At 27.8% G+C, this 25,373-nt stretch carries 29 protein-coding genes and 1 pseudogene; 26 read left to right on the top strand and 4 right to left on the bottom strand.

Going from position 1 to position 25,373, the window contains the following annotated elements; all coding sequences use genetic code 11:
* Positions 1-260: 260 nt before the first annotated feature.
* The 3 genes from BLT70_RS07355 to BLT70_RS17125 all read right to left on the bottom strand — a co-directional run bounded on the left by BLT70_RS07355 (position 261) and on the right by BLT70_RS17125 (position 1,226).
* On the bottom strand, positions 261-443 hold the full coding sequence (locus BLT70_RS07355; protein ID WP_091893093.1) for a hypothetical protein: 183 nt from the start codon (positions 441-443) through the stop codon (positions 261-263).
* Positions 443-781 carry a hypothetical protein gene (locus tag BLT70_RS07350; protein ID WP_091893091.1) on the bottom strand — a complete coding sequence of 113 codons (339 nt, stop codon included), beginning with the start codon at positions 779-781 and terminating at the stop codon, positions 443-445. The genes BLT70_RS07355 and BLT70_RS07350 overlap by 1 nt, the downstream gene beginning before the upstream one ends.
* Positions 782-1,085: 304 nt before the next feature.
* A complete protein-coding gene (locus BLT70_RS17125) occupies positions 1,086-1,226 on the bottom strand; it encodes a hypothetical protein (RefSeq protein ID WP_157691857.1) in 141 nt (46 codons plus the stop codon).
* Between the two features lie 156 nt (positions 1,227-1,382).
* Between BLT70_RS17125 and BLT70_RS07345 the strand changes: the two genes are divergently transcribed.
* The 26 genes and pseudogenes from BLT70_RS07345 to BLT70_RS07225 all read left to right on the top strand — a co-directional run bounded on the left by BLT70_RS07345 (position 1,383) and on the right by BLT70_RS07225 (position 24,571).
* Positions 1,383-2,192 carry a hypothetical protein gene (locus BLT70_RS07345; RefSeq protein WP_231962841.1) on the top strand — a complete coding sequence of 270 codons (810 nt, stop codon included), beginning with the start codon at positions 1,383-1,385 and terminating at the stop codon, positions 2,190-2,192.
* Positions 2,193-2,343: 151 nt separating this feature from the next.
* Positions 2,344-3,027, top strand: coding sequence for a hypothetical protein (locus tag BLT70_RS07340; protein ID WP_091893089.1), 684 nt, complete (start codon positions 2,344-2,346; stop codon positions 3,025-3,027).
* Between the two features lie 183 nt (positions 3,028-3,210).
* The gene (locus BLT70_RS07335) at positions 3,211-3,669 is read left to right on the top strand and encodes a helix-turn-helix domain-containing protein (RefSeq protein ID WP_091893087.1); all 459 of its coding nucleotides are present in this window, start codon (positions 3,211-3,213) and stop codon (positions 3,667-3,669) included.
* On the top strand, positions 3,615-4,463 hold the full coding sequence (locus tag BLT70_RS07330; RefSeq protein ID WP_231962851.1) for an IS3 family transposase: 849 nt from the start codon (positions 3,615-3,617) through the stop codon (positions 4,461-4,463). Before BLT70_RS07335 ends, BLT70_RS07330 begins: the two co-directional genes overlap by 55 nt.
* 165 nt (positions 4,464-4,628) lie before the next feature.
* Positions 4,629-5,285, top strand: coding sequence for a hypothetical protein (locus BLT70_RS07325; RefSeq protein WP_172824399.1), 657 nt, complete (start codon positions 4,629-4,631; stop codon positions 5,283-5,285).
* A 654-nt stretch (positions 5,286-5,939) separates the two neighbouring features.
* Positions 5,940-6,197, top strand: coding sequence for a hypothetical protein (locus BLT70_RS07320; RefSeq protein ID WP_091893081.1), 258 nt, complete (start codon positions 5,940-5,942; stop codon positions 6,195-6,197).
* A gap of 269 nt (positions 6,198-6,466) precedes the next feature.
* Positions 6,467-6,901, top strand: a complete 435-nt coding sequence (locus BLT70_RS07315; RefSeq protein ID WP_157691855.1) for a hypothetical protein — start codon at positions 6,467-6,469, stop codon at positions 6,899-6,901.
* Between the two features lie 186 nt (positions 6,902-7,087).
* Complete coding sequence (locus BLT70_RS07310) at positions 7,088-7,591, top strand: hypothetical protein (RefSeq protein ID WP_091893076.1); 504 nt, start codon at positions 7,088-7,090, stop codon at positions 7,589-7,591.
* A 172-nt stretch (positions 7,592-7,763) separates the two neighbouring features.
* Positions 7,764-8,207, top strand: coding sequence for a hypothetical protein (locus BLT70_RS07305; protein WP_091893074.1), 444 nt, complete (start codon positions 7,764-7,766; stop codon positions 8,205-8,207).
* A 197-nt stretch (positions 8,208-8,404) separates the two neighbouring features.
* The gene (locus tag BLT70_RS07300; RefSeq protein ID WP_091893072.1) at positions 8,405-9,721 is read left to right on the top strand and encodes a hypothetical protein; all 1,317 of its coding nucleotides are present in this window, start codon (positions 8,405-8,407) and stop codon (positions 9,719-9,721) included.
* Positions 9,722-10,303: 582 nt separating this feature from the next.
* The gene (locus BLT70_RS07295; protein ID WP_091893070.1) at positions 10,304-10,966 is read left to right on the top strand and encodes a hypothetical protein; all 663 of its coding nucleotides are present in this window, start codon (positions 10,304-10,306) and stop codon (positions 10,964-10,966) included.
* Positions 10,967-11,042: 76 nt separating this feature from the next.
* Entirely contained in the window at positions 11,043-11,177 is a 135-nt protein-coding gene (locus tag BLT70_RS17510; protein WP_302847806.1) for a hypothetical protein, read from the top strand.
* Positions 11,178-11,335: 158 nt separating this feature from the next.
* Positions 11,336-11,914 (top strand): outer membrane beta-barrel protein, encoded by a 579-nt coding sequence (locus tag BLT70_RS07290; protein WP_091893068.1) that lies wholly within the window; start codon positions 11,336-11,338, stop codon positions 11,912-11,914.
* A 164-nt stretch (positions 11,915-12,078) separates the two neighbouring features.
* Positions 12,079-12,654, top strand: a complete 576-nt coding sequence (locus BLT70_RS07285) for a Crp/Fnr family transcriptional regulator (RefSeq protein ID WP_091893066.1) — start codon at positions 12,079-12,081, stop codon at positions 12,652-12,654.
* 73 nt (positions 12,655-12,727) lie between these two features.
* Entirely contained in the window at positions 12,728-13,231 is a 504-nt protein-coding gene (locus tag BLT70_RS07280) for a RidA family protein (RefSeq protein WP_091893064.1), read from the top strand.
* Positions 13,232-13,238: 7 nt separating this feature from the next.
* Complete coding sequence (locus tag BLT70_RS07275) at positions 13,239-14,036, top strand: DJ-1/PfpI family protein (RefSeq protein ID WP_197678383.1); 798 nt, start codon at positions 13,239-13,241, stop codon at positions 14,034-14,036.
* A gap of 433 nt (positions 14,037-14,469) precedes the next feature.
* Positions 14,470-15,003: a hypothetical protein gene (locus tag BLT70_RS07270; RefSeq protein ID WP_091893062.1), complete on the top strand. Its 534-nt coding sequence runs from the start codon at positions 14,470-14,472 to the stop codon at positions 15,001-15,003.
* Between the two features lie 284 nt (positions 15,004-15,287).
* A complete protein-coding gene (locus BLT70_RS07265; RefSeq protein WP_091893060.1) occupies positions 15,288-16,901 on the top strand; it encodes an RICIN domain-containing protein in 1,614 nt (537 codons plus the stop codon).
* Positions 16,902-17,139: 238 nt separating this feature from the next.
* A pseudogene (locus BLT70_RS07260) lies at positions 17,140-17,364 on the top strand (DDE-type integrase/transposase/recombinase); the annotation flags it as partial.
* 334 nt (positions 17,365-17,698) lie between these two features.
* Complete coding sequence (locus BLT70_RS07255; RefSeq protein WP_091893056.1) at positions 17,699-19,030, top strand: TlpA disulfide reductase family protein; 1,332 nt, start codon at positions 17,699-17,701, stop codon at positions 19,028-19,030.
* Positions 19,031-19,278: 248 nt separating this feature from the next.
* The gene (locus tag BLT70_RS07250) at positions 19,279-20,154 is read left to right on the top strand and encodes an alpha/beta fold hydrolase (RefSeq protein ID WP_091893054.1); all 876 of its coding nucleotides are present in this window, start codon (positions 19,279-19,281) and stop codon (positions 20,152-20,154) included.
* Positions 20,144-20,638 carry an RNA polymerase sigma factor gene (locus BLT70_RS07245; RefSeq protein ID WP_091893053.1) on the top strand — a complete coding sequence of 165 codons (495 nt, stop codon included), beginning with the start codon at positions 20,144-20,146 and terminating at the stop codon, positions 20,636-20,638. The genes BLT70_RS07250 and BLT70_RS07245 overlap by 11 nt, the downstream gene beginning before the upstream one ends.
* 2 nt (positions 20,639-20,640) lie before the next feature.
* A complete protein-coding gene (locus tag BLT70_RS07240) occupies positions 20,641-21,219 on the top strand; it encodes a hypothetical protein (RefSeq protein WP_091893051.1) in 579 nt (192 codons plus the stop codon).
* A 160-nt stretch (positions 21,220-21,379) separates the two neighbouring features.
* A complete protein-coding gene (locus BLT70_RS07235; RefSeq protein WP_091893049.1) occupies positions 21,380-22,000 on the top strand; it encodes a WG repeat-containing protein in 621 nt (206 codons plus the stop codon).
* Positions 22,001-22,144: 144 nt separating this feature from the next.
* A complete protein-coding gene (locus tag BLT70_RS07230) occupies positions 22,145-23,101 on the top strand; it encodes a S41 family peptidase (protein WP_091893047.1) in 957 nt (318 codons plus the stop codon).
* A gap of 261 nt (positions 23,102-23,362) precedes the next feature.
* Positions 23,363-24,571 (top strand): aspartyl protease family protein, encoded by a 1,209-nt coding sequence (locus BLT70_RS07225; RefSeq protein WP_091893046.1) that lies wholly within the window; start codon positions 23,363-23,365, stop codon positions 24,569-24,571.
* 177 nt (positions 24,572-24,748) lie between these two features.
* Here BLT70_RS07225 and BLT70_RS07220 read toward each other — a convergent pair whose 3' ends face one another.
* On the bottom strand, positions 24,749-25,345 hold the full coding sequence (locus tag BLT70_RS07220) for an NAD(P)H-dependent oxidoreductase (RefSeq protein WP_091893044.1): 597 nt from the start codon (positions 25,343-25,345) through the stop codon (positions 24,749-24,751).
* Between the last annotated feature and the right edge of the window lie 28 nt (positions 25,346-25,373).

The following is a 25,373-nucleotide window of genomic DNA, read 5'->3' as shown; positions in this document are numbered from 1 at the left end:
CATATACAGAGTTATTTTATACAAAGATTTCCATATGCTCTTAGGATATAAAACTGCTATAAATATTTGGTTAATTCCTTTTATAGTTTATAAAAAGTGACTACTTTGCTTCTTGAAGTAAAAACAGCTTATTGTACAAATAAATAGTACAACTAAAATGTATTGTTATCCCATCTTTTTAATGTGGTATGGGATGTTTTAGTAATTATATAAGTAGTTCTATAAAATAAAATAAAAAAAGGGCGCCAATATTGTGGAATTTACGCACGTTCAATTTTTGTCTTAATTATTCTATATAAATCATTTTCAAACTCTTTTAAACCTTTTCTACTAAATGTAGTGTATAAGTTATCTGGTTTTATTCCTGTTACATTTGAAAGGCTCGTAATACTTCCAAATATTCGAGCCTCGTTTGTTTCTTTGTTTAGATATATGTATGCCATTATAATTCGTTTTTAAAATTTTCAATTAATTTAAAAATAAAGTTTTCTGGATTTTTAACAAAAAAATATCCTTCCATTTCTTCTGCAGATGCAAATTCAGGGGCGTTTTTATAATCAACATATCCAATAGAATCAAAATCCATCCAATCATCCATTAAAATAATATTAGAATTTTCAGGAATTTCAATTTCATAAATAAATGTTTCTTCGTTGTAATTACCACAATCATCTAAACCTAAAGCATAATCTCTAGCAATTTCAATATCATTAGTAAAATACATTCCTGTATTTTTATTTACTTTTTCAATTTCAGTATAGCTTCCGTGATATAGTTTCATAATATTTGTTTTTATCTTTATTTCTTATACAAATATACAACATATATATGTATTATCAATTACCATTCATCGAAAAAATACAAATATTTTTATTTATTTTGTAATTTCAATATATTGCGCTCAAATATTGTGCATTTTGCTACGCAACGCCCTTTTCTCATTTTACTTTAAAGAACACCTTATAAAGATAATGCTTACTTTTTGTTTAACTATAAGGCTATTGCTTATTAAGTTACTTCTTAAATTCTTGCGAATTTCCTCATTCACTTAAACGCACTATCCTTATAAATTTCGTTGTAAACAATTAAAAACTACTTAGTATTTGCTTCTGTCTTAATATAGTAAGAGCGGTTTGCATACTATTACCTGTTGTTTTTATATTCCAACTTACCCATTCTATTGGCTTGTCTTTAAAGTCTGGTTCTGTAATTAAAAGTTTTTTCATTTTTTACCGTTTTTAAAAGTTAACAACAGCGTTTATAAAATAAAGCTGTTTTGGTTTTACTAAATCTTTTTGTTTGTCTTTGGCTTGTATTTTCCTACGGAAAATCCTCGCCCACTTATACGCTTCATTCCATACACGCCTTAAGTTAGGCAAAATATGAAGAAACGACAGATAAATCCAATTGACTTGCTAATTGATAACCTTTCTGTGAATTTTGCAAAAATTAATGACTTTGAAAAACTACAAGAGTCAGAAGAAGGACAAAGACTTTTTGATTTAATAGTGAAATCTACATCGGAAATGGAATCTTTTCAGACTCTATTTTTGAATTATTACATTCCAGCAGCGAACAGGTCAATTGCTGACAGTTGGACACATATTTCAAAATCAAAATACAAGAGTTTATTAAACATCTCAAAGCAAGATTTAAAAGACAATTTGTATGAAACAATCCGACTTGGGTACGTTGGATTATTTCATAAATATGAATCTTATCTAAAAGATTTAGTTGCTGCGACTAATTTTCTGTTTGCGGAATTAAGAGAAGAAAATAACTTACTGACTTTAGAGAAATATTGTAAAAAAGAATACAATATTGACATTTACAAATCACACTATCAATTCGACATAACAAAGAGGGTTAGTTACATTTGTAATTGTGTTAAACACAAAGATAGTTTCCCTGTAAAAGAACCTATCCATCCTGATTTCAAACACTCTGATAGAAACAAAAAGATTGAAATTGAAAAAGAAATTTTCAAAATAGATATTGAACGAATGAAAATTCATTGTCAATCTCTTCAATCCCAATTATTTTCAATGGGATTTAAACAATATTTGGAACTTGAATTTGAAACAATACTCGAAAGCGTAAAACCTGAACTAAAAGAAAGTTTAGAAACAAAGGAGAAAATTCTATTAGCAAAGAAAAATTTCGAACTTGTTTTATCAGACTTTAGAAAATAAATACTTTGCCTAACAATGTATAAAAATAATGCTAAATTAGTTGCTTAATCAAAGGTTAGTGCACTTTTGTTACGTCTGATTTTCCTTCGGAAAATCCTCGCACACAAAACCGCACTATTCTTATACGTAACCGTTGTGTGTCATTAAAAAAATGAATATTAATCTAAACAAAATTGAGCGAATCAAAAATTACCTAGTGTTTAAATACTCTGGGATTTGTGGCATTGGTTCAATTGGAAATTCTGATGTTGTAAAAATTTTAGAGAATTCTAAAAAAGAAATAGAGTCAGAGAAAGGTATCCAAGGAATTATTTATGACTTCAATGATTTAAGATATGAATTCGGAAATAAATTTTCAGAACTTCTAAGTTTTGATAAACAAAATAAGAAACTATTTGTTAGAATAATACCGAATAAGAGTGACTTAAATAATTGGAAATCTCTACAAGTTAATTGTTCACAAAATAGGAATATAGAATTGTTTCAAACAAATATTAAAAATGCGATTAACTCTATTAATTCTGAAATGAATAATTCAAATAAAGAGATTACTTTGAAAGAATATAATTTATTCTGTAAATATGGTAGTGAGTTACTTTGGGTTTCTGATAAATTACGTTTTAAAAGACCAAAAGACACAAATAAGGAAACTGACGAGATGTTTATTCTGTTAGAGAAACTAGACCAATATCTGGAAATTATTTCTTTAGGAACATACAATTCTGAATTAATTGAACAATATAAAAATGAGATAGTATTATTGAAAGGAAAAGTCTCTAAAGAAGTATTTGAAATAATTAGGGGAAAATATAAAACGCCACACAACACCGTGTAAAATTAATAGCTATTTTTAGCTTATTTACGAAAGTCCTCACGGACTTTCTATCTGTGATTTATTTACTAACTTTAGTGCATAAAAAACGCTACTAATCTTACACAACAACGTTGGCAACAATCTAAAAAATATACTTTCCTGAAATAGGTTGACTAAAAATTAAACACTTAATTATAGTCACTTATGAAAACACAAAATGAACACTGCCGAAAAAAAACTTACGAAAAAGTAACTTTAGAGCTTAAATTATTAGTCGTTGACCAAATTCAAAATGGTCAGATCTCAACCAACTTCGCTTCTAAAAAATATGACATTCCTAGAACTACCATTGGCTATTGGATTAAAAAATATAGTACTTTAGTGCAACAAAATACAGGAATGAGCAAAATAAACGAAATAAAAAAATTAAAGGAACGTATTGAAGCCCTTGAGTTTATCAAAGACTTTCAGCAAGATATTATTGCCGATATGGAAATCATTACAGGAGTCGATTTATCAAAAAAGTCGCTGCCCAAAACATTAGTAAAAGAGATAGAGCTAAAAAAGAAAAACCGTTTAAAAGAAAGTGGTTCTATAAATGTTTTGGGATTAGTAAACAAGCCTTCTACAAAAGATGTAAAGAACAAGAAATCAAACAAATAAATTATGATAAACTTATTGTAATGGTACTAGATTATCGCAAAAAAGTAGGCATGAGAACTGGTGGTATTAAGCTGTATGATGAACTAAAATCTGACTTCATAAAACAAAACATAAAGATGGGAAGAGATAAATTTTACGACTTTTTAAGGCTCCATAATTTGCTCGTCCCTAAGCTTAAAAATTACGTGACAACAACAGATTCGAATCATCAATTTAGAAAATATAAAAACCTAATTAAAGACCAAGTGCCTAATAGACCAGAACAACTCTGGGTAACCGATATAACATACATTAAAACAGAAAATGGACACAATTATCTAGCAATCGTAACAGATGCATATTCAAAGCAAATTATGGGATATAAATTAGATAACAATATGAAGACATCTCTTTGTATAGAAGCTCTTGCTATGGCTATTAAAAACAGAAAATATCCCAATGAAAAACTAATTCATCATTCTGATAGAGGTTTTCAATACTGCAATCCTAAATACACAGCATTTGCCGAAGAAAATGGAATGATAATGAGTATGACAGAACAATATGATCCTTACGAAAATGCAATCGCTGAGAGAATTAATAGAACTTTAAAATATGAATATGGGCTTAGAAACTGTATTAAAAACACTGCTATTGCTCAAGAAATTACAAAACAAGCTGTAGATATATACAATAATTTGAGAAAGCATTTTAGCCTAGATTTAAGAAATCCTGCTGACGTACATTTAAATCCTAACATTAAATACAAATCATATCGAAAAAATAAAGTAAATTTACCTGAACTTAAAATTTAATCTAAAAGCTAGTTCAAATTATTTTTTTGCCTTCTAAACGGCTAAAAAAAATAGTTTGAACGGGTAAATTAATAAAAAAAAGGTCAACCTATATCAGTATAATACAGAATGACATTCAAAGCCTACATTCATAAAATTATAAAGATCGAAACTTCAAATACACAAGTGATTTTTCTTTCAGGATTATTTTTAATGATTATTGGATTGGTTTTTTCATATATATACAACGAAATATTTCATACTGATTCTGGAAAAGGAATTTTAGCTTCAATTATGATGATTGGAATGCTGACAATATTATTTACTTATTTTTATCAATATTATGATTTTGAGAAAATCAAGAACTTAAAAAAAGGTTTTATTGAGCTCGAGAAAGATGAATTGATAATAAACTATTCAGAGAAAATTAAATACGAGGAATTGACTGATTTCGATTTATCTATAAACGCTTATTATAATGAAAAAATCAATTTAGGACATCGGAACCCAACAGAAAAAAGGAGTTTAGGAATAAGCAATTCTTTGACAATTACTCATAAATCTAAAACGAGAACATTTAATTTTAAACTTGAGAGCAAATCTCATCAAAATGTACTTGAGAGAAATATTTATAATTTAGTAATTCACGATAAATTGAGAAATATTGATGGGAAAAAATCAATAAAGCTAATCCCAGAACAATATAAAGGATTTGAGGAATATCGAGAATATGTAGAAAAACAGTTGAAAGAAAAGAAAATTAATTGCACAGAAGGATTACTATTAATGGGATATAAAAGTTTTGATGAAGCTCAAGAACTAAAGAAAAAATACTGTGGCTAACACCTCATATAATTTATGCTTAAATTTGAACTAATACAAACGACAAACATTCAACAAGCGATTTGCTACGTCCGAAAAATCTCCGATTTTCCAGTCGCACAAATCATATAAAAACACGGTAGCACATTTGAGAAAAGTATGAAATTGATTTTAAAAATAACTATTCTGATTATTACTTGTTCGATAAATGCTCAAGAATTTGAATCTTTTGACATCAATTCAATTAATATTAATAATTGGTAAAATACACCACACATAAAAGGAAAATTAGCAACTCAAAATGATGTTGATGAAAATAGAGCAATTTATGTAAATATTGGTCTGAAAGAATATATTCCTATTGATTTAGAGATTCCATTCCTTGCTTGTTTAATAGATGCAAGAACAGAAAGAAAAGATACTGTCGTTGTTGTCCAAGCTCATAAAGTTGATGGAGGAATTTATACTGGGTTCAGAACATTTCACGGAACTGGAATTGGTACTTCTTTATTAAAGGATTTAATAATAATTGATAATTATGAAGAGAATTTAAATACAGCATCTGAATTTTATTTAAAGAAAGAAATAATTCCTGAATCTGTATTAATAAAATTAGTTCCTGAAAACTATACTGAATTCGGAAACTATTATGAAACAACTGAACCTGAACATAAAATGGGGAAAACTGACTTTTTCTATGACACTACTCGACTGATTTTTGAAAAAGTGATTTCTGAAAAAAACTCTGATTTTTATTTACCAAGTTTAAATCTAGCGAGTTTTGCAGATGGAGAATATGCAGAGGAATTTATGGTGTATTTAGAATTAATAATAAATACGGACAAGAAAAAATTTTGTAAATCATTAAGTAGAATAAAATATAAAAATCGTAATCCAATTAAATATTATTCGGAATTAAATAAGTGTGAATAAAAACGTGCTACAACAACATATATAATTTATTGCTGGCAAAAAGCCTACTTACGAAAATCCTCGCGGACTTTCTTGGTCAGTAATTATTTACTAAATTAGGTGCTTGAAACACGCAACAAACCATATATAAACACCTTAGCCACAAGCCGATAAAAAATATGCTAGAAAGTTTAATATTTATGATTTTGTCATTTATCGGAATAGTCGGATTGATTATTTCGATCATAATTTTATTAGTTGGATTGATTAAAAAATCAAAAAAACTAAAAATGACTGGATTGATTTTCTTAATAATTCCGATTTTTTGTTACGGATTAATTCAATTTTGGTATAAAATTGTAATTCCAAACTCTAATGACAGAATATCGAATGAATTTGTTGGAGTTTATTCAACTCATAAAGTTAAATCAAAAAAGTTCCTAAAGAGAAACGGATTGTTTGATAAAGAGCGATTCTTGATTTTAAAAGAAGATGGAACTTATGAGTTTGACAGTATTCCTGGAGTTGATTTATGGAAAAGAGGAAAATGGCAAACTGGTGGAATTGATGGTGCTTTTGATTTTTACAATAACAAAGGTGATTTAATAGAAAGAGGAATGCCTTTTGGAAGTGGTGATAATTGTGGATTAGAATTTGATTTTTATCCGAACCCAAAGGATTATAAAAAAAGAGAAAATTTAACATTAATAAAAACAAATGATTAGGTAAAAGCCAGTACCCAACACCTCATAAAATTTATGCTTACTTTTAAACTAAATAACGAACCTACAAACATTTAACAAACGATTTGCTACGTCCGAAAAATCTCCGATTTTCCAGTCGCACAAATCTTATAAAAACTCGTTGTACGCAATACCCGCAAACTATTGTAAATAAAACTAATAAGACCTGTGAAATATAAAATAATAATTAGAAAAATTCTTAGAATAATAGGTAGTATTGCTATTGTATTTTTAACTATTTTCACCATACACCAATTCAAGGCATCTAGACTTGCGTATGGAAAAAAATCCAATGAAATTAGAAAATCTATTAATCTACCTATTATTAAACCCTTAATGTATTCCCAAGATGTTAATAATGACTTACTTGGAAATCGATGGGTAAGCTTCAGGAAAGAACCGAAAAAGGGAGAAGTATTACATATTTGGAAACTAGCTATTCCTGAAGATGATAACGAAACTCTTCACGAAGAAAGAGACGCTTTCAGGAAAATGGACGAAAATGAAATAGTTTATCAGTTGAACTTATTTTCAACTATTGAAAATGGTAATATTATGGAACAAGAAGCTATTTTATTTGAAGTTTCAAGTTCATATGAAGATAGAAAAACAATTAGCGGAATTGAATTAAAAAACCTGATAGCGGAATGGAAAATACTCGAACTGAAATAATACTACGCACTACACCGTGTATAAAAAATTGCAATATTTAGCTAAACTAAAACTTGTTGCTTCTTTGCTAACTTCTGAATTTCCGCTGGAAATTCCTCGTTCACAAATCGCAACTTTCCATACAAAACAACGTTGTAGGTAATTAAACAGAACTCAATAAAAATAGAAAAAAATGAAAAGAACACTAATCGCATTAATGATTTTAGCATCAAGTAACTTATTTGCACAATCTAGTCCACAAAAATTGATTGACACTTTTTTTGCCACTTATGAAAAGGACGCTGGAAAAGCAGTAAAGGATTTATATGCAACAAATAAATGGACTGAAAGAATAAAAGATGATATTGATAAAATTATTGGAACGGTAAATGGATTTACAGAAAGTTATATGGGAAAGTATTACGGACAAGAATTAATCACTACAAAAAAATTTGCTGAAAGTTTTGTTTTATACTCATATCTCGTAAAATACGACCGACAACCGATTAGATTTATTTTTAAATTTTATAAACCAAACGATGAATGGGTACTTTATTCATATGCGCTAGATGACAGTTTAGATGATGAAATTCAGGAAGCTGCAAAACTGTATTATCTGAATTTGGATAAAGAATAAATAACTACCTACAACAATGGCTATAAGTAATTGCTTGTTCTCGCCTACGTTGGAAATTCCTGCGGAATTTCCAACTTGGTTTGTACTTGCAAAGTTAAGTGCTAAACCACGCAACTACTCATAGCCGAGACCGTTTGGCAACAAGCAAAACGAACAACTGTAACAAAAGTCATAGTCTTTAGATGAAACACTAACCAATGAAAAATACATTTTTAATAACAATTTTAATTTTCACGCTTTTTGGATGTGACAAAAAAGTTGAAGACTCAAAACAGAACATCATCACTTCAGATATTACAAACTTTTGGAAAGCATATGATAAAATCACATCAACTCAAGATTCAATTTTACAATACAAATATCTCGATAGTTTATATTTAAAAAATGGAACAGTTGGTTTAAAAGGAATTAGGCAAGCAAGAAATTATACACCACAAGATTATATAAACTCAATAAATAATTATCCAAAATTTTGGAATTCTGTTCGTAAAAATACTCTTAAAACGGAAATGTATGTTTCTGAATTAGGAGAAGGTATTGAAAAAATGCGAAAAATTTATCCGGAGTTAAAAGCTGCAAGAATTTATTTTACTATTGGAGCTTTAAGAACAAATGGAACTACTATTGACAGTCTAGTTCTTATCGGGAGTGAATTAGCAATGTCAGATAAAAATACAATTGCTTCTGAATTTCAAGGAGATTTAGGAAAAGGTAGACGTAAATATTTCGACAGCAAACCAATAGATAATTTAGTTCTGTTAAATATTCACGAATATGTTCATACGCAACAAAATGAACAAGTTGACAATTTATTATCCTATACGCTTCGTGAAGGGATAGCTGAATTTGTTTCTGTGATTGCAATGGAAGTACCATCTGCTACACCAGCTATAAATTATGGAAAACAAAATGACAAGGTTAAAAAGAAATTTGAAGAAGAAGTGTTTTATGGAAATAATATTCATCATTGGCTTTGGAGTGATTTCCCAAATGAGTTTAAAACAAGAGATTTAGGATATTATATAGGATATGCTATCGCTGAAATAAATTATAATAAAGCAAAAGATAAACAGTCAGCAATAAAAGAGATGATTGAATTAGACTACACTAATGAAACTCAAATTGAGGATTTCGTTAATAGAACTAATTTCTTTTCTAAACCACTCGACAAACTTTATCAAATATTTGAAAATAAAAGACCAACTGTTGTTAAAGTTAAGCAGTTTAAGAATAAAGCTCAAAATGTTAGTCCAAAGACTAAAGAAATAACTATTGAGTTCTCGCAATCTTTAAATGGACACAATACAAGTGTAGATTTTGGAAATTTAGGACAGGATGCATTTCCGAAAGGAACGCTGAACGGAAGGTATTGGGGAAAAGACAATACTTCTTGGACAATACCAGTAAAGTTAGAACCAAATAAAAAATATCAAATATTTATAACTAACAATTTTAGGACAGAAGAAGGTGTCCCATTGAAACCTTTTTTAATAGAATTTAAAACATCAAAATAAAGCCAGTTGCCAACACCGTATAAAATTAATCGCTAGGTTAAAGCCTACTTACGAAAGTCCTCACGGACTTTCTATCTGTGATTTATTTACTAAATTCACTGCTTAAACCACGCAACAAAGCTTATATTAACACGTTATGTGTAATTAATAAAAAAAAATATGAAAAATAATATTTAAAGGTTACTATTATTATTATTTTCTTTATCAATTTTATCACAAAATAATAAAAAATTAAATTCCATAAATAAAAAAAACTTTGTTACTATAACTGGAGAAATCAAGAATATAGACACTTGTAATAAATTAACTTTTTATGCTAAAGACTATATTAACAAGGATATTTTTGAAGAATCTCTTATAGTTGATTCTACTAATATTTTTAGATTTAAATTTAAGTTTAAGTTAACAAAGCAACAAGATGTTAAAATAGCATATAATTATCTATTTAAATTAATTGTAAAACCAGGGGATAGTTTAAATGTAATTATTGATGGGAGTGCTAAAACAAATTCATCTTTTTTAAAAAGGCTAAGTGTTTCTGGAAACAGTAGTGAAATTAATAAAAACTTAATTAGTTTTTATTTGAAAAATCCACTTGATTATGAGTTATTAAGAAAAAAAAGAGCCGAATTAAAGGCTGAAAAATTCTTAAATTTTAAAGATAGTCTTTATGGTCTTCAAGAAAATTATATTAATAAACTTTTACTAAATAAAACTTTATCGAAACCTTTTTTAAACTGGCTTGAGGCTGAAAAGTTATATGCTTATCCTTCAAGTTTTAGTTTTTTTAATTTACATAAATTTAAAAAGAATACAACACAAACTGATATAAAAGATTTATCAAATATTAATTTAAAAACTGATTATTCTAAATATAACTTGTTTGATTTACCTACCGTAAAATCAGAATATTTAATAAACGGTAATATTTCAGATAATTTATCACAAAATATATTTGGATATTACATGTTTTCAAATCAAGCAGAAATTGCAAAACTACCTGTTGATAAACGATTTAATTTTATTTTATTACAAATAAAGAAGGAAAATATCGACCGTCCATTTTTAACTCAAATACTATTTATTGAATTCGTTTCGACATATTTAAATAAGAAAAATACTAATGTATATGAAAATAATTTAGACTTGATAAATGATGTATTAGATAATTCTATATTTAAAGATTCTCTTTTAGCAAAATATAAAAAAATTAAAAAGAATATAATTATACCAATAAAAGAATAATTCTTTTAAAAGATGAATCAAAGGGAACTATTAAAATAATTATATTCTGTTAAAGCAAAATCAAGAAAAAAATTTAATGAAAACATTATCTATAAAAAGATTTCCAACTAATTCAATTATAAATAAAAAAGGAGAAATTATAAATTCGAATAGTAGCTTAAAACCTAGTAATATTGAAACAATAAATATATTAAAAGAATTAACAAAATAATAACTACACACAACACCGTTTATGATTAATGGCTAGTACTCGCCTACTTACGAAAGTCCTCGCAGACTTTCTATCTGTGTTTTATTTACTAAATTAGTTGCTTAAAACACGCAACAAACAATATAAAACAAGGTTGTAGGTAATTAAAAAACAGAACTATGAAACAAAATTTATTAGTAGGATTATTATTGATTTTTACACCTAACGCTTTTTCTCAAGATTCGAAATTTAGTTTGGAAGTAAACTACCCAATTACTATTGACCAAAACTTCTTAGGAGAAGACTCATATGGAATAATTGACCTTGGATTGAAATATAGGTTTGTAGAATTGAATCCATTAAAACTTGGAATAAGTATTAACGGAGGAGTTTTAGTCGACAATTCTAATCAAAATAATTCACCTCAAGATTTTTTAGTTACTACCTATATAATTCAACCGAAAATCTTCGCTGAATTTAATATTCAATCTATTGAAAATTTTCACCCATTTATTGGTTTAGGCTATACATTTATGAATTTCCAATTATCAGGATCTAACAATGGAATGGATGTATCGGATGAATCTGATAAGTTGAGTGGATTTGGTTTGAATTTTGGAATAGCATATGACATTAGCAGGAAAATTTTTATGCAAGCTCAATATGATTTTACAAAACTTAACGTTGACGATGTTCCTGACATAAAATTCAACACAAATGTAAATTTATTAAAACTTGGAATTGGATTTAGAATATAAAAACTACCTACAATACCATGTATAATTAATGGCTAGTACTCGCCTACTTACGAAAGTCCTCACGGATTTTCTATCTGTGTTTTATTTACTAAATTAGTTGCTTAAACACGCCACTAACTATATATAAACAAGTTGTGTGTCATTAAAAAAAAACGAAATCTAAATTGAAAGACCTCTATAATTTTCTTAATGCTATTTCTCCTATTAAAGAAAAGACTTGGAATGAAATAAAAACCCTTTTTACAGAGCATTCATTAAAAAAAGGTGAGTATTTTTTACAAGAAGGAGAGGTCGCTAAAAATTTTGGTTTTCTTAAACAAGGTGTTGTTAGAGCCTTCTATCGTAATAATGAAGGAGTAGAATATAACAAACATTTCTTCACGAAAAACAATATGATTGGTGGCTATTCTTCTTTGGTTTCTCAACTTCCAAGTACTATAAATCAACAAGCATTAACCGATTGTAATTTACTAATAGGAAACTATAAAAAATTAACTGATTTATTAGACAAATATCAAGATTTAGAAAGGCTTTTAAGAAAAATTGCTGAACACTATTTTGTTGATAAAGAAAAAAGAGAAGTAGAAATTGTATTGTTAGAAGCAAACAAACGATATGCTATTTTTCAAAGAGAATATCCTCAATTAGAACAATTAATTCCTCAATATCATATTGCCTCTTACCTTGGTATAACTCCGACACAACTAAGTCGAAATAGAGCCAAAAATAGCAAGAACTAGTATTATCGACATATGTAAATGTATACAAATTTTATGTGTACTTTCTTTGTATCATAATTAAAACACTAAAATTATGATAGAAAAAATCATGTCGTTTACAATATTGTTAGTATTGTTTTCGTGCACGGAATCTAAAAACGTAAACACTCTAAACAATAATAGTATGGCTCAAGAAAAAAACAGTTTTATCAACCCAAAAGGATTATTTAATCCTAAGTACAATGGATTTTCTCATATTGTTAAAGTTCCAAAAGGAAAAGAAATGTATTATTTCTCAGGTCAATGGGCTTCAAATATAGAAGGTAAATTGGTTTCAGAAGATTTTGAAGAACAAGTTAGACAAACTGTTTCTAATGTAAAAATAGCTCTAGAAACAGCTGGATTATCATTAGATGATGTTGTTAAGCAGACTGTTTATATTGTAGATTTTACACTCGAAAAAAAACAAATTCTAATAGACGTAGCATCTAAAGAATGGAGAGTAAAAAATTTTCCAGCTAGTACCATTGTTCCTTTACCTTTATTAGCAACAGCTCCAAATTGTCTTATAGAAATTGAAATTATTGCAGCTAAATAACCTTAAAATGAAAAAACTAATTTTAATTATAACAATTGTAATGATTACGAACATATCACTTTCTGCTCAAAACAAGAAAATTCTTTTTGTTTTGAGTGCAGCAGACACTTTAGAGCTTAATAAAGGGCAAAAATTACGACAAACTGGAGTCTTTTTAAATGAATTTTATTTGGCATATAAATCTGTTTCGGAAAATGGATATACTGTGGAATTTGCCACACCAAATGGAAATGTTGCAACAATTGATGAAGAGAGTACTAATGATAAATATTGGAAAGAAGTATTAGAAATTAAGAATGAAGCCCTGGAGTTTATAACAAAAGACAATTCGTTCAATAGCCCAATTACACTTGAAAATGCAATTGAAAATCAAGGTAATTATGTAGGAATTATTATTCCGGGTGGACAAGGTTTAATGATAGATTTAATAGAAGACAAAAACATTCCTATTCTTTTAAAACTTTTTGCTAAAGAGAATAAGCCAACTGGACTTATTTGCCACGCTCCTAGCCTTATTTTGACAATACCAGCAGAAGAAAACCCATACATTGGATATAAAGTCAATTCTGTATCACCTTTTGAAGAATTTGTAATTGAAAAATTTATAATGAAAGGAAAACCAAAAAACAGGAAAATAGCCAAACAACTAAGAAAATTAGGGCTGATATACAGAAGCGGTTTGCCAAAAGCTAACTTTGCTATAAAGGATAGAAATTTAATTACTAGTCAGAATCCATTTTCAAGTAGCACTTTTAACACCCTTTATTTAGAAGCATTAACAGAATATTTAGAAACAAAAAAATAAAATAAAAAGATAAAAACGCCACATAACATATCATGGAATATTAATTCTCGGAATTTTGATTGGATTGTTTTTAGGAATTATAATGACTAACATAACTGGAATTAAATTATTAGGAACTGCTGGAATTATATTTGGAGCTATTACAACTAAAAAATAATGAATAAATATTTAATAAAGAATAACAAGCCACAACACCTTGTATAGAAAATTGCTATATTTAGCATAATTTAAAACTTGTTGAGATTTTGCAAACTTCTGAATTTCCGCTGCAAAATTCCTCGTTCACAAAATCGCAACTTTCAATAAACAACAACGTTGTGTTTCATTTTACTTCTGTTAGATCTAAACTTAAAAAATATGAAGAAAAGTAAAAAAAATTAAAACCTATCTTATAGAACTACTTGTTTTGATACTGGGTGTTTTTCTTGGAGTGATGGCATCTGAGTGGAGCACAAACAAAAGACTTAAGAAAGACCAAGAAAAGCTATTATTTGGGTTGAAAGTAGAATTGTCCAGCAATTTAGAGTACATATCAGACAGGAAGGTAGAAATATATGAATTTGCGATACGTATCAACCAACTAGTTAAAGAAAATGGTCAGAATCCATCTTTTTTTATAGTACCATTTAAAGAAAAACCATTTGCTGCAAGAATACCAGGTTTCCCTGGATTAGGAAAATCAGCTCTTAATAGAGCAATGTTTGAAGCAGCTATATATAGTAATTTATTTCCAGACCTGAATATCGAACTAATTAAACAATTATCAGTTTCATATAGTATTCAACATAATTTTTTGGATTCAAGAGCTAAAATTGAGCGAAAACTTGAGTATATTGATTCTGAAACAACTTATCGCGAAGTAATGGACATTATGTATGAATATCTGGATGAATTCTACAAAACGCATGAGAGACTTGAATCGGAGTATCAGAAAACAATAGAATTAATTGAAAACTCATTGAATTAATATAGTAAGCTATGAAAAATTAAATAAAAACGCCACACAACAACTTGTATAATTAATTACTGATTTTAGCCTAGTTACAAAAGTCCTCGCGGGCTTTCTTGATCGATAATTATTTACTAAATTAGTTGCTTGAAACACGCAACAAATCATATACAAACATGTTGGCGTGCACTCAAGAAAACCGAGATTTAAATAGATTATAATGGAATTTTACTATTTTTCAATATACATGTAGAACTATTAATTTTTTACGTTATAAAATATTAAATACTAATTAGAAAATAATGAGAAGAATAAAAATTGTAAGTATCATAATTGTGCTATCAATTATCTGTTTTAATTCAGCGTTTGCACAAAACAAACTATCCATTCCTGGTTTTGGAGATATACCTCTTACTAAAGATGGTAATTTATATTCTTTAAATTTTGGGAAATTAGGGAAATTTGGTTTTGCAGGAAGTGTTGATCCACTTTCTTTGACAGCCTCTATTGGTATGGATGATTTAAAAACTTTTCCGGGAGCTAAGGCTATGGGTGCTTTAGGACTTCGGGATATAGAAATGAACGTAAAACAAAAAGCACTTGAAATTGCTGCAAACTTTGACGATAAGATTAAAGATGATTTAGTAAATGAACTCCGCAAAATTGAGCAGCTTAAGCCTATTATAGAAACCATTTTTAATACTCTTGAAATAAGGGAATCGCATGCATCTCTTATTTATAATACTGATGGTAGTTTAGGAGGTGAACTAGACTTCAATATTATTGTATTTGGAAAAAAACTGCGAATTCCAAAAATTAAAGGAAAAGTTGATATTGATACAATTACCAGCCAATTGGTTTCCATAATTAAAAAAGAAGCAATAAGCCTTCTAGCTAATTTAGATGAACTAGTTAAAGGAGCAGAAAAAATTGCTAAAATGGCTTCAAGTGAAGCAGATAAATTAATTGCTGATGCCAAAGTTGCATCAAAACATACTCATTCTAAGGGAGAATGTGATAAAAAATGTTGTCCAAAACATGCAAAAAAATTAAGTGGTCCTATTATAGAAGGATCTTTTGATGCTGTTAGGAAATTTTATTTTGATGTATTCCCTACTATAGGAAAGATTCATGGCGCTACTCCTAAAGAAACTCGACAAATGAGAAGTAGCCTTATAAAAGAAGATTGGGATGCTTTATTTACAAAGATAGATGAAAAATGGGCTAAAATATTAAAGGACAGAACCTATGTTCGTTTTTACATAATGCCTAGTAGTGCTGCCAATGGCGGAAATATTTATAGAAGTAAAGTTAAAGAGTACAAAAAGAAAGACCTAGATTATAGAAAAACGGTATGGGAGCGTATGATGACAAATACCGCAACAGGTAAAGAAGAAGCTAAAATTAAAGGCACTAAAATTCCAGCTGGAACATATTATATAAAATCTGCAAATACAGGTAATGCAAATAATGGCTACTTCGATATTTCTTACAATAGAGAAAAAAAGAAATGGAAAATGAAAGGACAACGTTTACAGATTTGGACAAAAGATAATAGTGGTGCAAAAAAATATAGATTTCATAAAAATAAATATTTGTCTTACTATATAATAACACCTGCAAGCGATAGTAAATTTGCATTAGATTGTTATGGTGGAAAATCAAGTAAAAAAACAGCTATCCATTTGTGGTCAACACATAAGGCAGGCTCTCAGCAGTTTTATCTAGAACACAAAGGAAATGGCAAATTTGCTATTATACCCAAAAGAAACCATAATATGTGTTTAGCTTTGGTAGATAACAAAAATGCAGACAAAGGAAACAAGGTTCATTTATGGACATATTCTGATATGCCTTCAAAACATTGGTATTTGATAAATGTTAAAACAAATAAAAAATATATTCCGAAACAATAATACAATAAAAAAAAGCCTTAACAGCAGTTTGTTTGTTAGTCTGGCAAGTAGCCACTTGTTAGGCTACTGCAAAGTCGTGTTTGATGTGAACAATTCCAGTAATATTAGAAAGAAAAAGAATGAATAAATACAACACGCTAACAATCTTAGTAAAACAACTTTGGGTTAGTGATATTATATATATTAAAACTGAAAATGGACATAACTATTTGGCTATCGTTACTGATGCTATTCTAAGCAAATTATGGGATACAAATTAGATAACCATATAAGAACATCACTTTGCACAGATGCCCTAGCTATGGCTATTAAAAATAGAAAATATACAAATCAAAAACTTATACATCATTCTAACAGAGGGTTTCAATACTGCAATCCTAAATACACCGAATTTGCCGAAAGTAATGGAATTAAAATGAGTATGACAGAGCAATACTACCCTTATGAAAACGCTGTTGCTTAACGTATTAATAGAACTTTGAAATATGAATACGGTTTAAAAAAGACCATTAAAAAACTGATATCGCTCAGAAAATCGTAGCACAAGCTGTAGATATTTATAATAATTTGAGGTCTCATCTTAGCCTCTATTTAAGAAAACCTGCAGAAGTACATTTAAATCAAAACATCAAATACAAATCATATTGTAGAAATAATGTAAATTTACCTGAACTTATAATTTAGAAAGAACTTAGTTCTAATTATTTTTTTGCCGTTCTAAACGGCTATAAAAATCTTTTAAACGGTATAAATTAAACTAAAAAAAAGTCAAGCTATATCAGTATAATACAAAACGTATGAAAAGAATCCTATTAGTATTACTCCTGGCAATAAATGTTTTAGTTTATTCTCAAATCCCTAAAGAAGCTTTTGAATTAACAAACTCATTACCTGATTTATGGGAAAAAGAAAATCCTGAAGAAGCAATAAAATCTTCCGAAAAACTAAATGAAATATTTCAACCTTTTTTTATTGATAGATTGCATCATTCATTAGCTCAAACTATTCTTAGAAATAAAGGTAAAGGAAATGAAACCGTATTTTTAAATGAGCTTTATAAAAAAGATAAAATCTCAATAAAAAAAATAATAGAACCTATCTACTTATGGAATAAATCTTTTAAAATAAATAGATCAGATAAAGCAGATTCATTATTAAAAACGTATTATGCAAAATTATCTGATTCTACAAATTATAACTCAAAAATAGAATTATATGGACTTTTAATTGTTAAAGAATTTGAAGATAAAGAAATTGGCAGTTCAAAACTTAAGGATAAAATTCTCTCTAAAATAGTCTTAAATTTATCTTTAAACCCACTAATAAATAACCCTGCTAAAGGAAACCGTAGAATTAAAGAAGAGCGTGCTTATTATAGATTTTTATTAGCATATAATTACAATCTTCTTTTTGAAAAGAACAAAACAGAAGAATCTATTAAAAATGCTTCAAAATATAGCCCAGACCAAACTGATTTACAAAATAAGTCAGGGTATTTTTATGATGCCTATTTATTGGTTAACGATCTAAAAAATATAAACTACAAAAAAAAATACATTAATTTTTTAAGTAAAAATGGTAAACAGGAAATAGCATTAGATATGTTGCTAGAGGAAACCTATATACAAGCCACAAATGAAAATTTAAAAAATTTAAAAGGTTTCTATAACCAAATAGTTAAAAATAAAACTTTTAAAACTATTTGGTCTAATTATCTTAATTCTAAAATGCTAGAAGTTCCCAAAATTAAAGTTGAATTTAAAGAAGAAATATTAGATTTATCTAAAAAAAGAGATAGTTGGGTTTATATTGATATTTGGGGAACTTGGTGTGCGCCTTGCATTAAAGAACTACCAGAGTTTGACAAAGTTGCAAAAGAATACAATAAAAAATTAGATTCAAAGATAAAATTTTATTCATTTTCCTATAACTCAAAAAAATTAGAGGAATTTATGAATAAGAATAATTATACATTTCCAGTCTCTGAAATAAATAAACAAATAACACAATTATTTAAAGTATCTGCTTATCCAACAAAAATTTTGATTTCACCTGATAATAAATATTTAAAAATACCATTTGGAGTTAATTGGAAAGAGTTTATAAAGAATTATACTCTAATTGATTAAATACTGGTGGTAACAGCGTTTATAATTTATTGCTAGTTCTAGCCTACTTACAAAAATCCTAGCAGATTTTAAATTAGGTTTGTATTTACTAAATTAGGTGCTTGAAACACGCAACTAATCTTATACAACAACTTTGGGCACAAGCACTCACGAAACCTTAAAAATCGAAATAAATAAAAAAATAATTGAAAAAGTGTAATAAAATTACCTTTTGCTAATCTAAAGAGTAAATCATAAAAACATTTACAATGAAAAAATTAGCAATTCTATTCGTCATCTTTTGTTATCAAACAACAACTTACTCTCAATCTGAAAAATATTCTTTCAATATTGAAATTAAAGGGCAAGGGAAACCGATAATTTTAATTCCAGGATTGGCATCTTCTGGTAAAGTATGGGAAGAAACAACAGATACATTAGAGAAAAATTTTGAATGTCATATTTTAACTTTAGCAGGATTTGCTAATCAAAGTGCAATTTCACTCGAAAATGGTTACTTACCAATTATTGAAAACGAAATTATAAAGTATGTTCAGGATGAACTCAATGAAAAACCAATATTAATTGGACATAGTTTGGGTGGTTTTTTATCACTTTCAATTGCAAGTTCTCAACCTAAATTATTGAAAAAGATTATAATTGTAGACTCATACCCATTTATGTCAGCAGCTCATAACCCAAATGCAACCGTAGAAAATGTGATTCCACAAGCAAAAATGATGAAAGAAATGATGCTATCAACTTCTGATAGTCAATTTATTCAACAACAAAAAATGACGATGCCCACTATGATAACTGATTCCACAAATATTCAGTTGGCGAATAAATGGTCTATACAATCAGACAGAAATACAATGGCACAAGCAATGTTTGAACTTATGACAACAGATTTAAGAGATGGTATTGAAAAAGTAAAAATTCCTATCCTTGTATTTGGAAGTTGGTATGGAGCAAAAGATTACGGAATAACAAAAGAAACAGTTGAAGCAAACTATAAAAATCAATTTTCAAAAGCAGCTAATTGCGAAATTATAGTTGCAGAAACAGCCAAACACTTTATAATGTGGGACGAACCTAAATGGTTTATTAATTCGGTTGAAGCATTTATAAATTATGAAGAATAAAGAACAAAAATTTAAACAAGTCTATGAGCAATCAAAGGATAAAGTTTATCGGCTTTGTTTAGGGTTTATGGGAAATAAAACGGATGCTGATGATTTATTTCAAGAAGTTCTTATAAAAGTTTGGAATAATTTAGACACGTTTAGAAATGAGAGTAATATAGATACTTGGATTTACCGAATTACAACAAACACAGCACTCTTAACGCTGAATCGAAAAACCAAATTAAACAAAAAAGAGATAGCATATCAACCCAATATTCCTCATTACGAAATTGAGAACTTGAACGCAACTGATAAAGAACAAGAAGTAAAAAAACTCTATAAATCCATTTCATTACTTAAAGAAATAGATAGAATAATTATAGGTTTATTATTAGAGAATTGTAGTTATGACGACATTTCAAATATAACAGGATTAAAAACTTCGAATGTTGGAGTTAGAATAAATAGAATTAAAAAAATATTGAGAAAAAAACTCAAATAATTATGGAGAAAGATATTACAAATTGGCAAAACCTTTGGAAAGAAGAAAAATCGACACCTTTAGATTTCGGTAAGTTGGTTACTCATTTAAACAAAATTGAAAAGAAAGGAAAATTAGAAAGAATCATTTTACTCGTTGCTGTTCCAATTACGATAATAGTTTTAGCAACATTACTTCCTATACTCTCAAATATTTATTATTTAATATCTATCCTTATCATTGGTTTTGGTATGATAATGATACTAATCCAATCTTATAGAAGTAAGTATAGCTTAATAAGCAATGATGCTGAATTAAATAATCATAAGTATATAAAAAACCTTATTCATAAACTAAAGCAACGAATGTTAACTACATCAAAATATATGTGGTTCTATACATTTTTATTGGTTTTAGGAATAAATATAGGCTACATTGATGTTTTACAAAAATTTAATGTATCAATAACTCTAAGGATAATTATTCACGTTGTTTTCACAGTTTTTATGATTTGCGTGATGTATTATTCAATAGAAAAAAGAAAAAAAGAAAATAATAAAGGAATTTTACCATTAATTGACTTTTTAGAAAATTTGAACTAAAAAATTGCATGTGCCTAACATCGTGTAAAATTAATTGCTAGTTCTAGCCTACTTTAGAAAGTCCTCGCGGACTTTCTTGGTTCTTAATTATTTACTAACTTTACTGCAAAACCAACGCAACAAAACTTATACAACAACGTTGGCAGTAATAAAAAATCGAATGAAAAACTTGAAAGGAAACATCCTATTCTTTATAATAATATTTATTTCAATTAACGTTTTCTCTCAAAAGAAATTTAAAGTTAAAACTGAAGAAAAATATGAAACTAAAAATCAATACTATCTTGTAGATGAAAAAGAAAATATATTACAGAAATTAGACACTTCAAAATACTATATTTTTTTGGAGGAAAATTCTTTGAAATATTTTGCGGTTTTTGGAATAAAAGGAGAAAACGGTTGGTCTGCAATTGACTCAAATGAAAACATACTTTTTCAAGTATATAATTCAGTAAATGGGGAACCTTCACCTGACAGTTTAATAGAAAATAAGATCAGAATAATTAACGAGAATAATAAAATTGGTTTTGCGAATGAAAAAGGAGAAATAATAATAAATCACCAATTTGAAATAGTTACTTCATTTAGGAAAAACAGAGCAATTTTTGGAAATAAATGCAAAAAAGTATATTGGAAAAAGGAAAAGCACGAAAATGGTTGCAATCATTATTCGATTGAATGCTCAGAACACGGTTACATAAACGAGAAAGGAAAAATATTGATATCTGGAAATTACACGTTTGAGGAAATAATGAAAGAATTAAATTGGAAAAACGAATAATACTAAAGCCAACACCGTACAAAATTAATTGCTTGCTTTTTGCTTACTTACAAAAATCCTATCGGATTTTCTTTGTCTGTAATTATTAACTAACTTATTGCTTAAACACAGTAACTAACAATAAACAAAACCGTTACCTGTAATATGAAGAAAACGATATTATTAATTATACTTTATTTCTTAAGTTTAGATTTATCTTTTTCACAAGAAAAAATTTCTAATAAAGATTTAAAATTTTACAAAGAACTAATCAAAGAATTTAAGAAAAATTCAATCAACAAAGATTCAATTAATTGGGTTCTTTTTGAAAAGAAAGTTCTTGAAAAATCCAAAATATCAAAAGATTCTGCTATAATAGAAGCATTATCCTTAAATGGAGAATCACATTCGAGATACTTTAAAAAAGACACAAAGTCTTCTTTACATGGAAAATTTAAGTCTAAAAAAATATTTCAAGATTTTGAAAAAACTGGTTATATAAAAATAGATTATTTCACACCATCAAAAACAAGTCTAAAAGAAACAATAACAAAAGCACGAAAATATATAAATAAACGAATTGAAGCTATTAAATTACAAGACCAGAAAGAATTAAATTGTTGGATAATTGATTTAAGGAATAATGGTGGTGGTGATATGTGGCCAATGATTATTTCTTTAACTCCTTTTTTTAATAATGGAATTTTAGGTTATACTGTGAAAAAAGAAAAAGAGAATATTTGGAGAAAGGAAAACAGTAAAATCTATTATAAAAACATAAACAAAACAAAAAAATATTTAGAAAAACCATTTGATTATAAATTGAAAAATAATAACATTAAAATTGCTGTTTTGATTAATAATAGAACAGCAAGTTCAGCAGAAGCTACAGCTATTGCATTAACGAATAATGAAAATGTGAAATTTTTTGGAACTAAAACATTTGGTTATACTACAAATAATACTTCCATTGAAATGAAAAATGGAGACTTTTTAATTTTAACAACTGGATTTTGGAAAAATTATAATGGAAAAAAATTTAAAGATGGAATTATTCCTGATTTTGAATCTTGCAATGAGAAAGAATTGAAAGAATCTTTAAAAAATTGGATTAAAAAGTAATACTGCAAGTAACAAACAACGTATAAACTTTATTGCTGGTTTTGGCTCACTTGGGAAATTCCTTTAGAATTTCGCCGTTCGTGTTTTTTATTTATTAGATTCATTGATTAAATAAGGCAACTAATCTTATACAATAACGTTGTCAGCAAAAAAACAATCAACTAAGGCAACCATTTTAAAAAAATCAGCGTCTATTAATATGAAAGGATAAAGTAATACTTATTTCTAAACTAAAAAGATTAATAAACACTAGATCAATTTATGAAACACATCAAACTACTATTCACACTTATTGTACTTACTTTATTAACTAGTTGTGCATCTTCAAAAATTAATAAAACCCTTAAACAAGGAAATATCGTTCAGGAAGACTTTAAAACTACCATACCTTTTGAATACCGTAAAGGACTTATTATTCTTAAAGTAACTATTGAAAATGAAAAATATGACTTTATTTTAGACACTGGAGCTTCTAACGTGCTTTCTAAAGAATTGGCAGAAAAGCTTAACGTTAAGTCTTTAGGAAGTGAAAATGTAACTGATATTCACAAAACTAGCCAACTACTTAACTATACAAAAATAGACGATATTGAAATAGGAGGTCTTAATTTTAAGAATACTATTGCGGCTATATCAGATTTTAATAGTGGTGAACTTGCTTGTTTAAATGCCGATGGTTTTATTGGTTCTAATCTAATGCGATTTGCTGTATGGGATTTCGATTTTAAAAATCAAATAATTACCATAACAGATAATGAACAGAAATTAAATATTCCGAAGGATGCTATAGAATCAAAAATGTTTATAGGTACTGCCGTTAGTCAACCATCTATTATTAGCTATATAAATGGTGATAAAGCATTGAATAATATGATTGATTTAGGTAACAATTCTACGTCACATTTATCGTATTTAGATTTTTTAAAACAAAAAAAATCTAAAAAAATCACAAAGTATATTTCTGGTTCAGGATATTCTGGTATTGGTATGTATGGGAAGGGCAAGAAAAAAAATGAGTTTTCTGCAAAAATAGACGAAATAAAAATAGGTGATCATATTATAAAAAATAAGGTGATGAGGGTTAAAGATGGCAAAACAAACCTCGGAATTTTATTTTTTAAAAATTATAGATTGATTTTAAATTGGGAAGAACGAAACGTCAAAATGGTTCTTCAAGAAAGTACTTCTAATAATACAGAATTAAACCATTTTGGTTTCAACCCTAATTTTAATGAAAACAAGGTATTTGTAGATTTTATATATAATGATACAGAAGCATCAAAAGTTTTACAATTTGGAGACCAAATATTACAGATAAATAATATTGATTTTACGAACATTACTGATAACAATAAGTGTGATTACTTTAACGATGGTATTATACCAAAAGGAACTGATGAAATAACAATTATAATATTACGGAATGAAGAAGAACTAGAATTTCAGTTAAAAAAAGTTAGGCTTCTTTAAAACAGAAATAATGCCGAACAACTAACATCCTATATAATTAATGGCTAGTTCTCCCCTACTTACAAAAACCCTTGCGGATTTTCTATCTGTGATTTATTTACTAAATTTAGTGCTTAAACCACGCAACTAATCCTACACAACACATTGTACTGCATTTTAGAAACGAAACCAGATAAATTACAAATTAATCATTAAATCATTTAAAAAAACACTGTAATTATTCAACTCAAAAGGAACATCTGCATTTTTTTCCATATCGTGAAAATGATGTGTTGCTAATAATTCCATTCCTGTAAAAGCATTCATTCTGTGAAACCCAAACATAGCACCTTCATCTACACTTTTTTGATTAAAAAATTCATTTTCTAAAGTAAATGCGGTTTTAGGTGCATTCCAACTTGTAGTTAGTATATATTTTTTTCCACGCATTAAACCACCAGTCCCGTAATTGATGTTTGGATTTTTTCTACTTCTTCCATCACTTGCATAAATTCCATTTTGATGACCTTCAGTAAAAACTTCATCTATATATTTTTTGAATCCAAACGGTATTTGAAACCACCAAATTGGAGTATGATAAATCACTATATCAGCCCACTTAAATTTTTCAACTTCTTCTTTCACATTATAATTTTCACCTACTTGAGTAAATTTCACTTCAAATCCCTCATGTGTATCAAAATATGAAATAGTTTTGTTGAAAAGTGTTTCGTTAAATCTTCCACCAGAATGTGCAAATGGATGACTTCCATTAATTATAAATATGTTTTTCATTTGTCTCTTATTTTATATGGGCAAAACT

Origin of the sequence: Polaribacter sp. KT25b, from assembly GCF_900105145.1 — a bacterium.
GTDB lineage: Bacteria > Bacteroidota > Bacteroidia > Flavobacteriales > Flavobacteriaceae > Polaribacter.
This window is presented reverse-complemented; position numbering and strand designations above follow the sequence as displayed.

Bases quoted from the DNA above. Each gene is read 5' to 3' on its own strand.
- BLT70_RS07355 (WP_091893093.1), bottom strand. From the start codon at position 443: ATGGCATACATATATCTAAACAAAGAAACAAACGAGGCTCGAATATTT.
- BLT70_RS07350 (WP_091893091.1), bottom strand. From the start codon at position 781: ATGAAACTATATCACGGAAGCTATACTGAAATTGAAAAAGTAAATAAA.
- BLT70_RS17125 (WP_157691857.1), bottom strand. From the start codon at position 1,226: ATGAAAAAACTTTTAATTACAGAACCAGACTTTAAAGACAAGCCAATA.
- BLT70_RS07345 (WP_231962841.1), top strand. From the start codon at position 1,383: ATGAAGAAACGACAGATAAATCCAATTGACTTGCTAATTGATAACCTT.
- BLT70_RS07340 (WP_091893089.1), top strand. From the start codon at position 2,344: ATGAATATTAATCTAAACAAAATTGAGCGAATCAAAAATTACCTAGTG.
- BLT70_RS07335 (WP_091893087.1), top strand. From the start codon at position 3,211: ATGAAAACACAAAATGAACACTGCCGAAAAAAAACTTACGAAAAAGTA.
- BLT70_RS07320 (WP_091893081.1), top strand. From the start codon at position 5,940: ATGGGGAAAACTGACTTTTTCTATGACACTACTCGACTGATTTTTGAA.
- BLT70_RS07315 (WP_157691855.1), top strand. From the start codon at position 6,467: ATGACTGGATTGATTTTCTTAATAATTCCGATTTTTTGTTACGGATTA.
- BLT70_RS07305 (WP_091893074.1), top strand. From the start codon at position 7,764: ATGAAAAGAACACTAATCGCATTAATGATTTTAGCATCAAGTAACTTA.
- BLT70_RS07300 (WP_091893072.1), top strand. From the start codon at position 8,405: ATGAAAAATACATTTTTAATAACAATTTTAATTTTCACGCTTTTTGGA.
- BLT70_RS17510 (WP_302847806.1), top strand. From the start codon at position 11,043: ATGAAAACATTATCTATAAAAAGATTTCCAACTAATTCAATTATAAAT.
- BLT70_RS07290 (WP_091893068.1), top strand. From the start codon at position 11,336: ATGAAACAAAATTTATTAGTAGGATTATTATTGATTTTTACACCTAAC.
- BLT70_RS07280 (WP_091893064.1), top strand. From the start codon at position 12,728: ATGATAGAAAAAATCATGTCGTTTACAATATTGTTAGTATTGTTTTCG.
- BLT70_RS07275 (WP_197678383.1), top strand. From the start codon at position 13,239: ATGAAAAAACTAATTTTAATTATAACAATTGTAATGATTACGAACATA.
- BLT70_RS07270 (WP_091893062.1), top strand. From the start codon at position 14,470: ATGGCATCTGAGTGGAGCACAAACAAAAGACTTAAGAAAGACCAAGAA.
- BLT70_RS07265 (WP_091893060.1), top strand. From the start codon at position 15,288: ATGAGAAGAATAAAAATTGTAAGTATCATAATTGTGCTATCAATTATC.
- BLT70_RS07255 (WP_091893056.1), top strand. From the start codon at position 17,699: ATGAAAAGAATCCTATTAGTATTACTCCTGGCAATAAATGTTTTAGTT.
- BLT70_RS07250 (WP_091893054.1), top strand. From the start codon at position 19,279: ATGAAAAAATTAGCAATTCTATTCGTCATCTTTTGTTATCAAACAACA.
- BLT70_RS07245 (WP_091893053.1), top strand. From the start codon at position 20,144: ATGAAGAATAAAGAACAAAAATTTAAACAAGTCTATGAGCAATCAAAG.
- BLT70_RS07240 (WP_091893051.1), top strand. From the start codon at position 20,641: ATGGAGAAAGATATTACAAATTGGCAAAACCTTTGGAAAGAAGAAAAA.
- BLT70_RS07235 (WP_091893049.1), top strand. From the start codon at position 21,380: ATGAAAAACTTGAAAGGAAACATCCTATTCTTTATAATAATATTTATT.
- BLT70_RS07230 (WP_091893047.1), top strand. From the start codon at position 22,145: ATGAAGAAAACGATATTATTAATTATACTTTATTTCTTAAGTTTAGAT.
- BLT70_RS07225 (WP_091893046.1), top strand. From the start codon at position 23,363: ATGAAACACATCAAACTACTATTCACACTTATTGTACTTACTTTATTA.
- BLT70_RS07220 (WP_091893044.1), bottom strand. From the start codon at position 25,345: ATGAAAAACATATTTATAATTAATGGAAGTCATCCATTTGCACATTCT.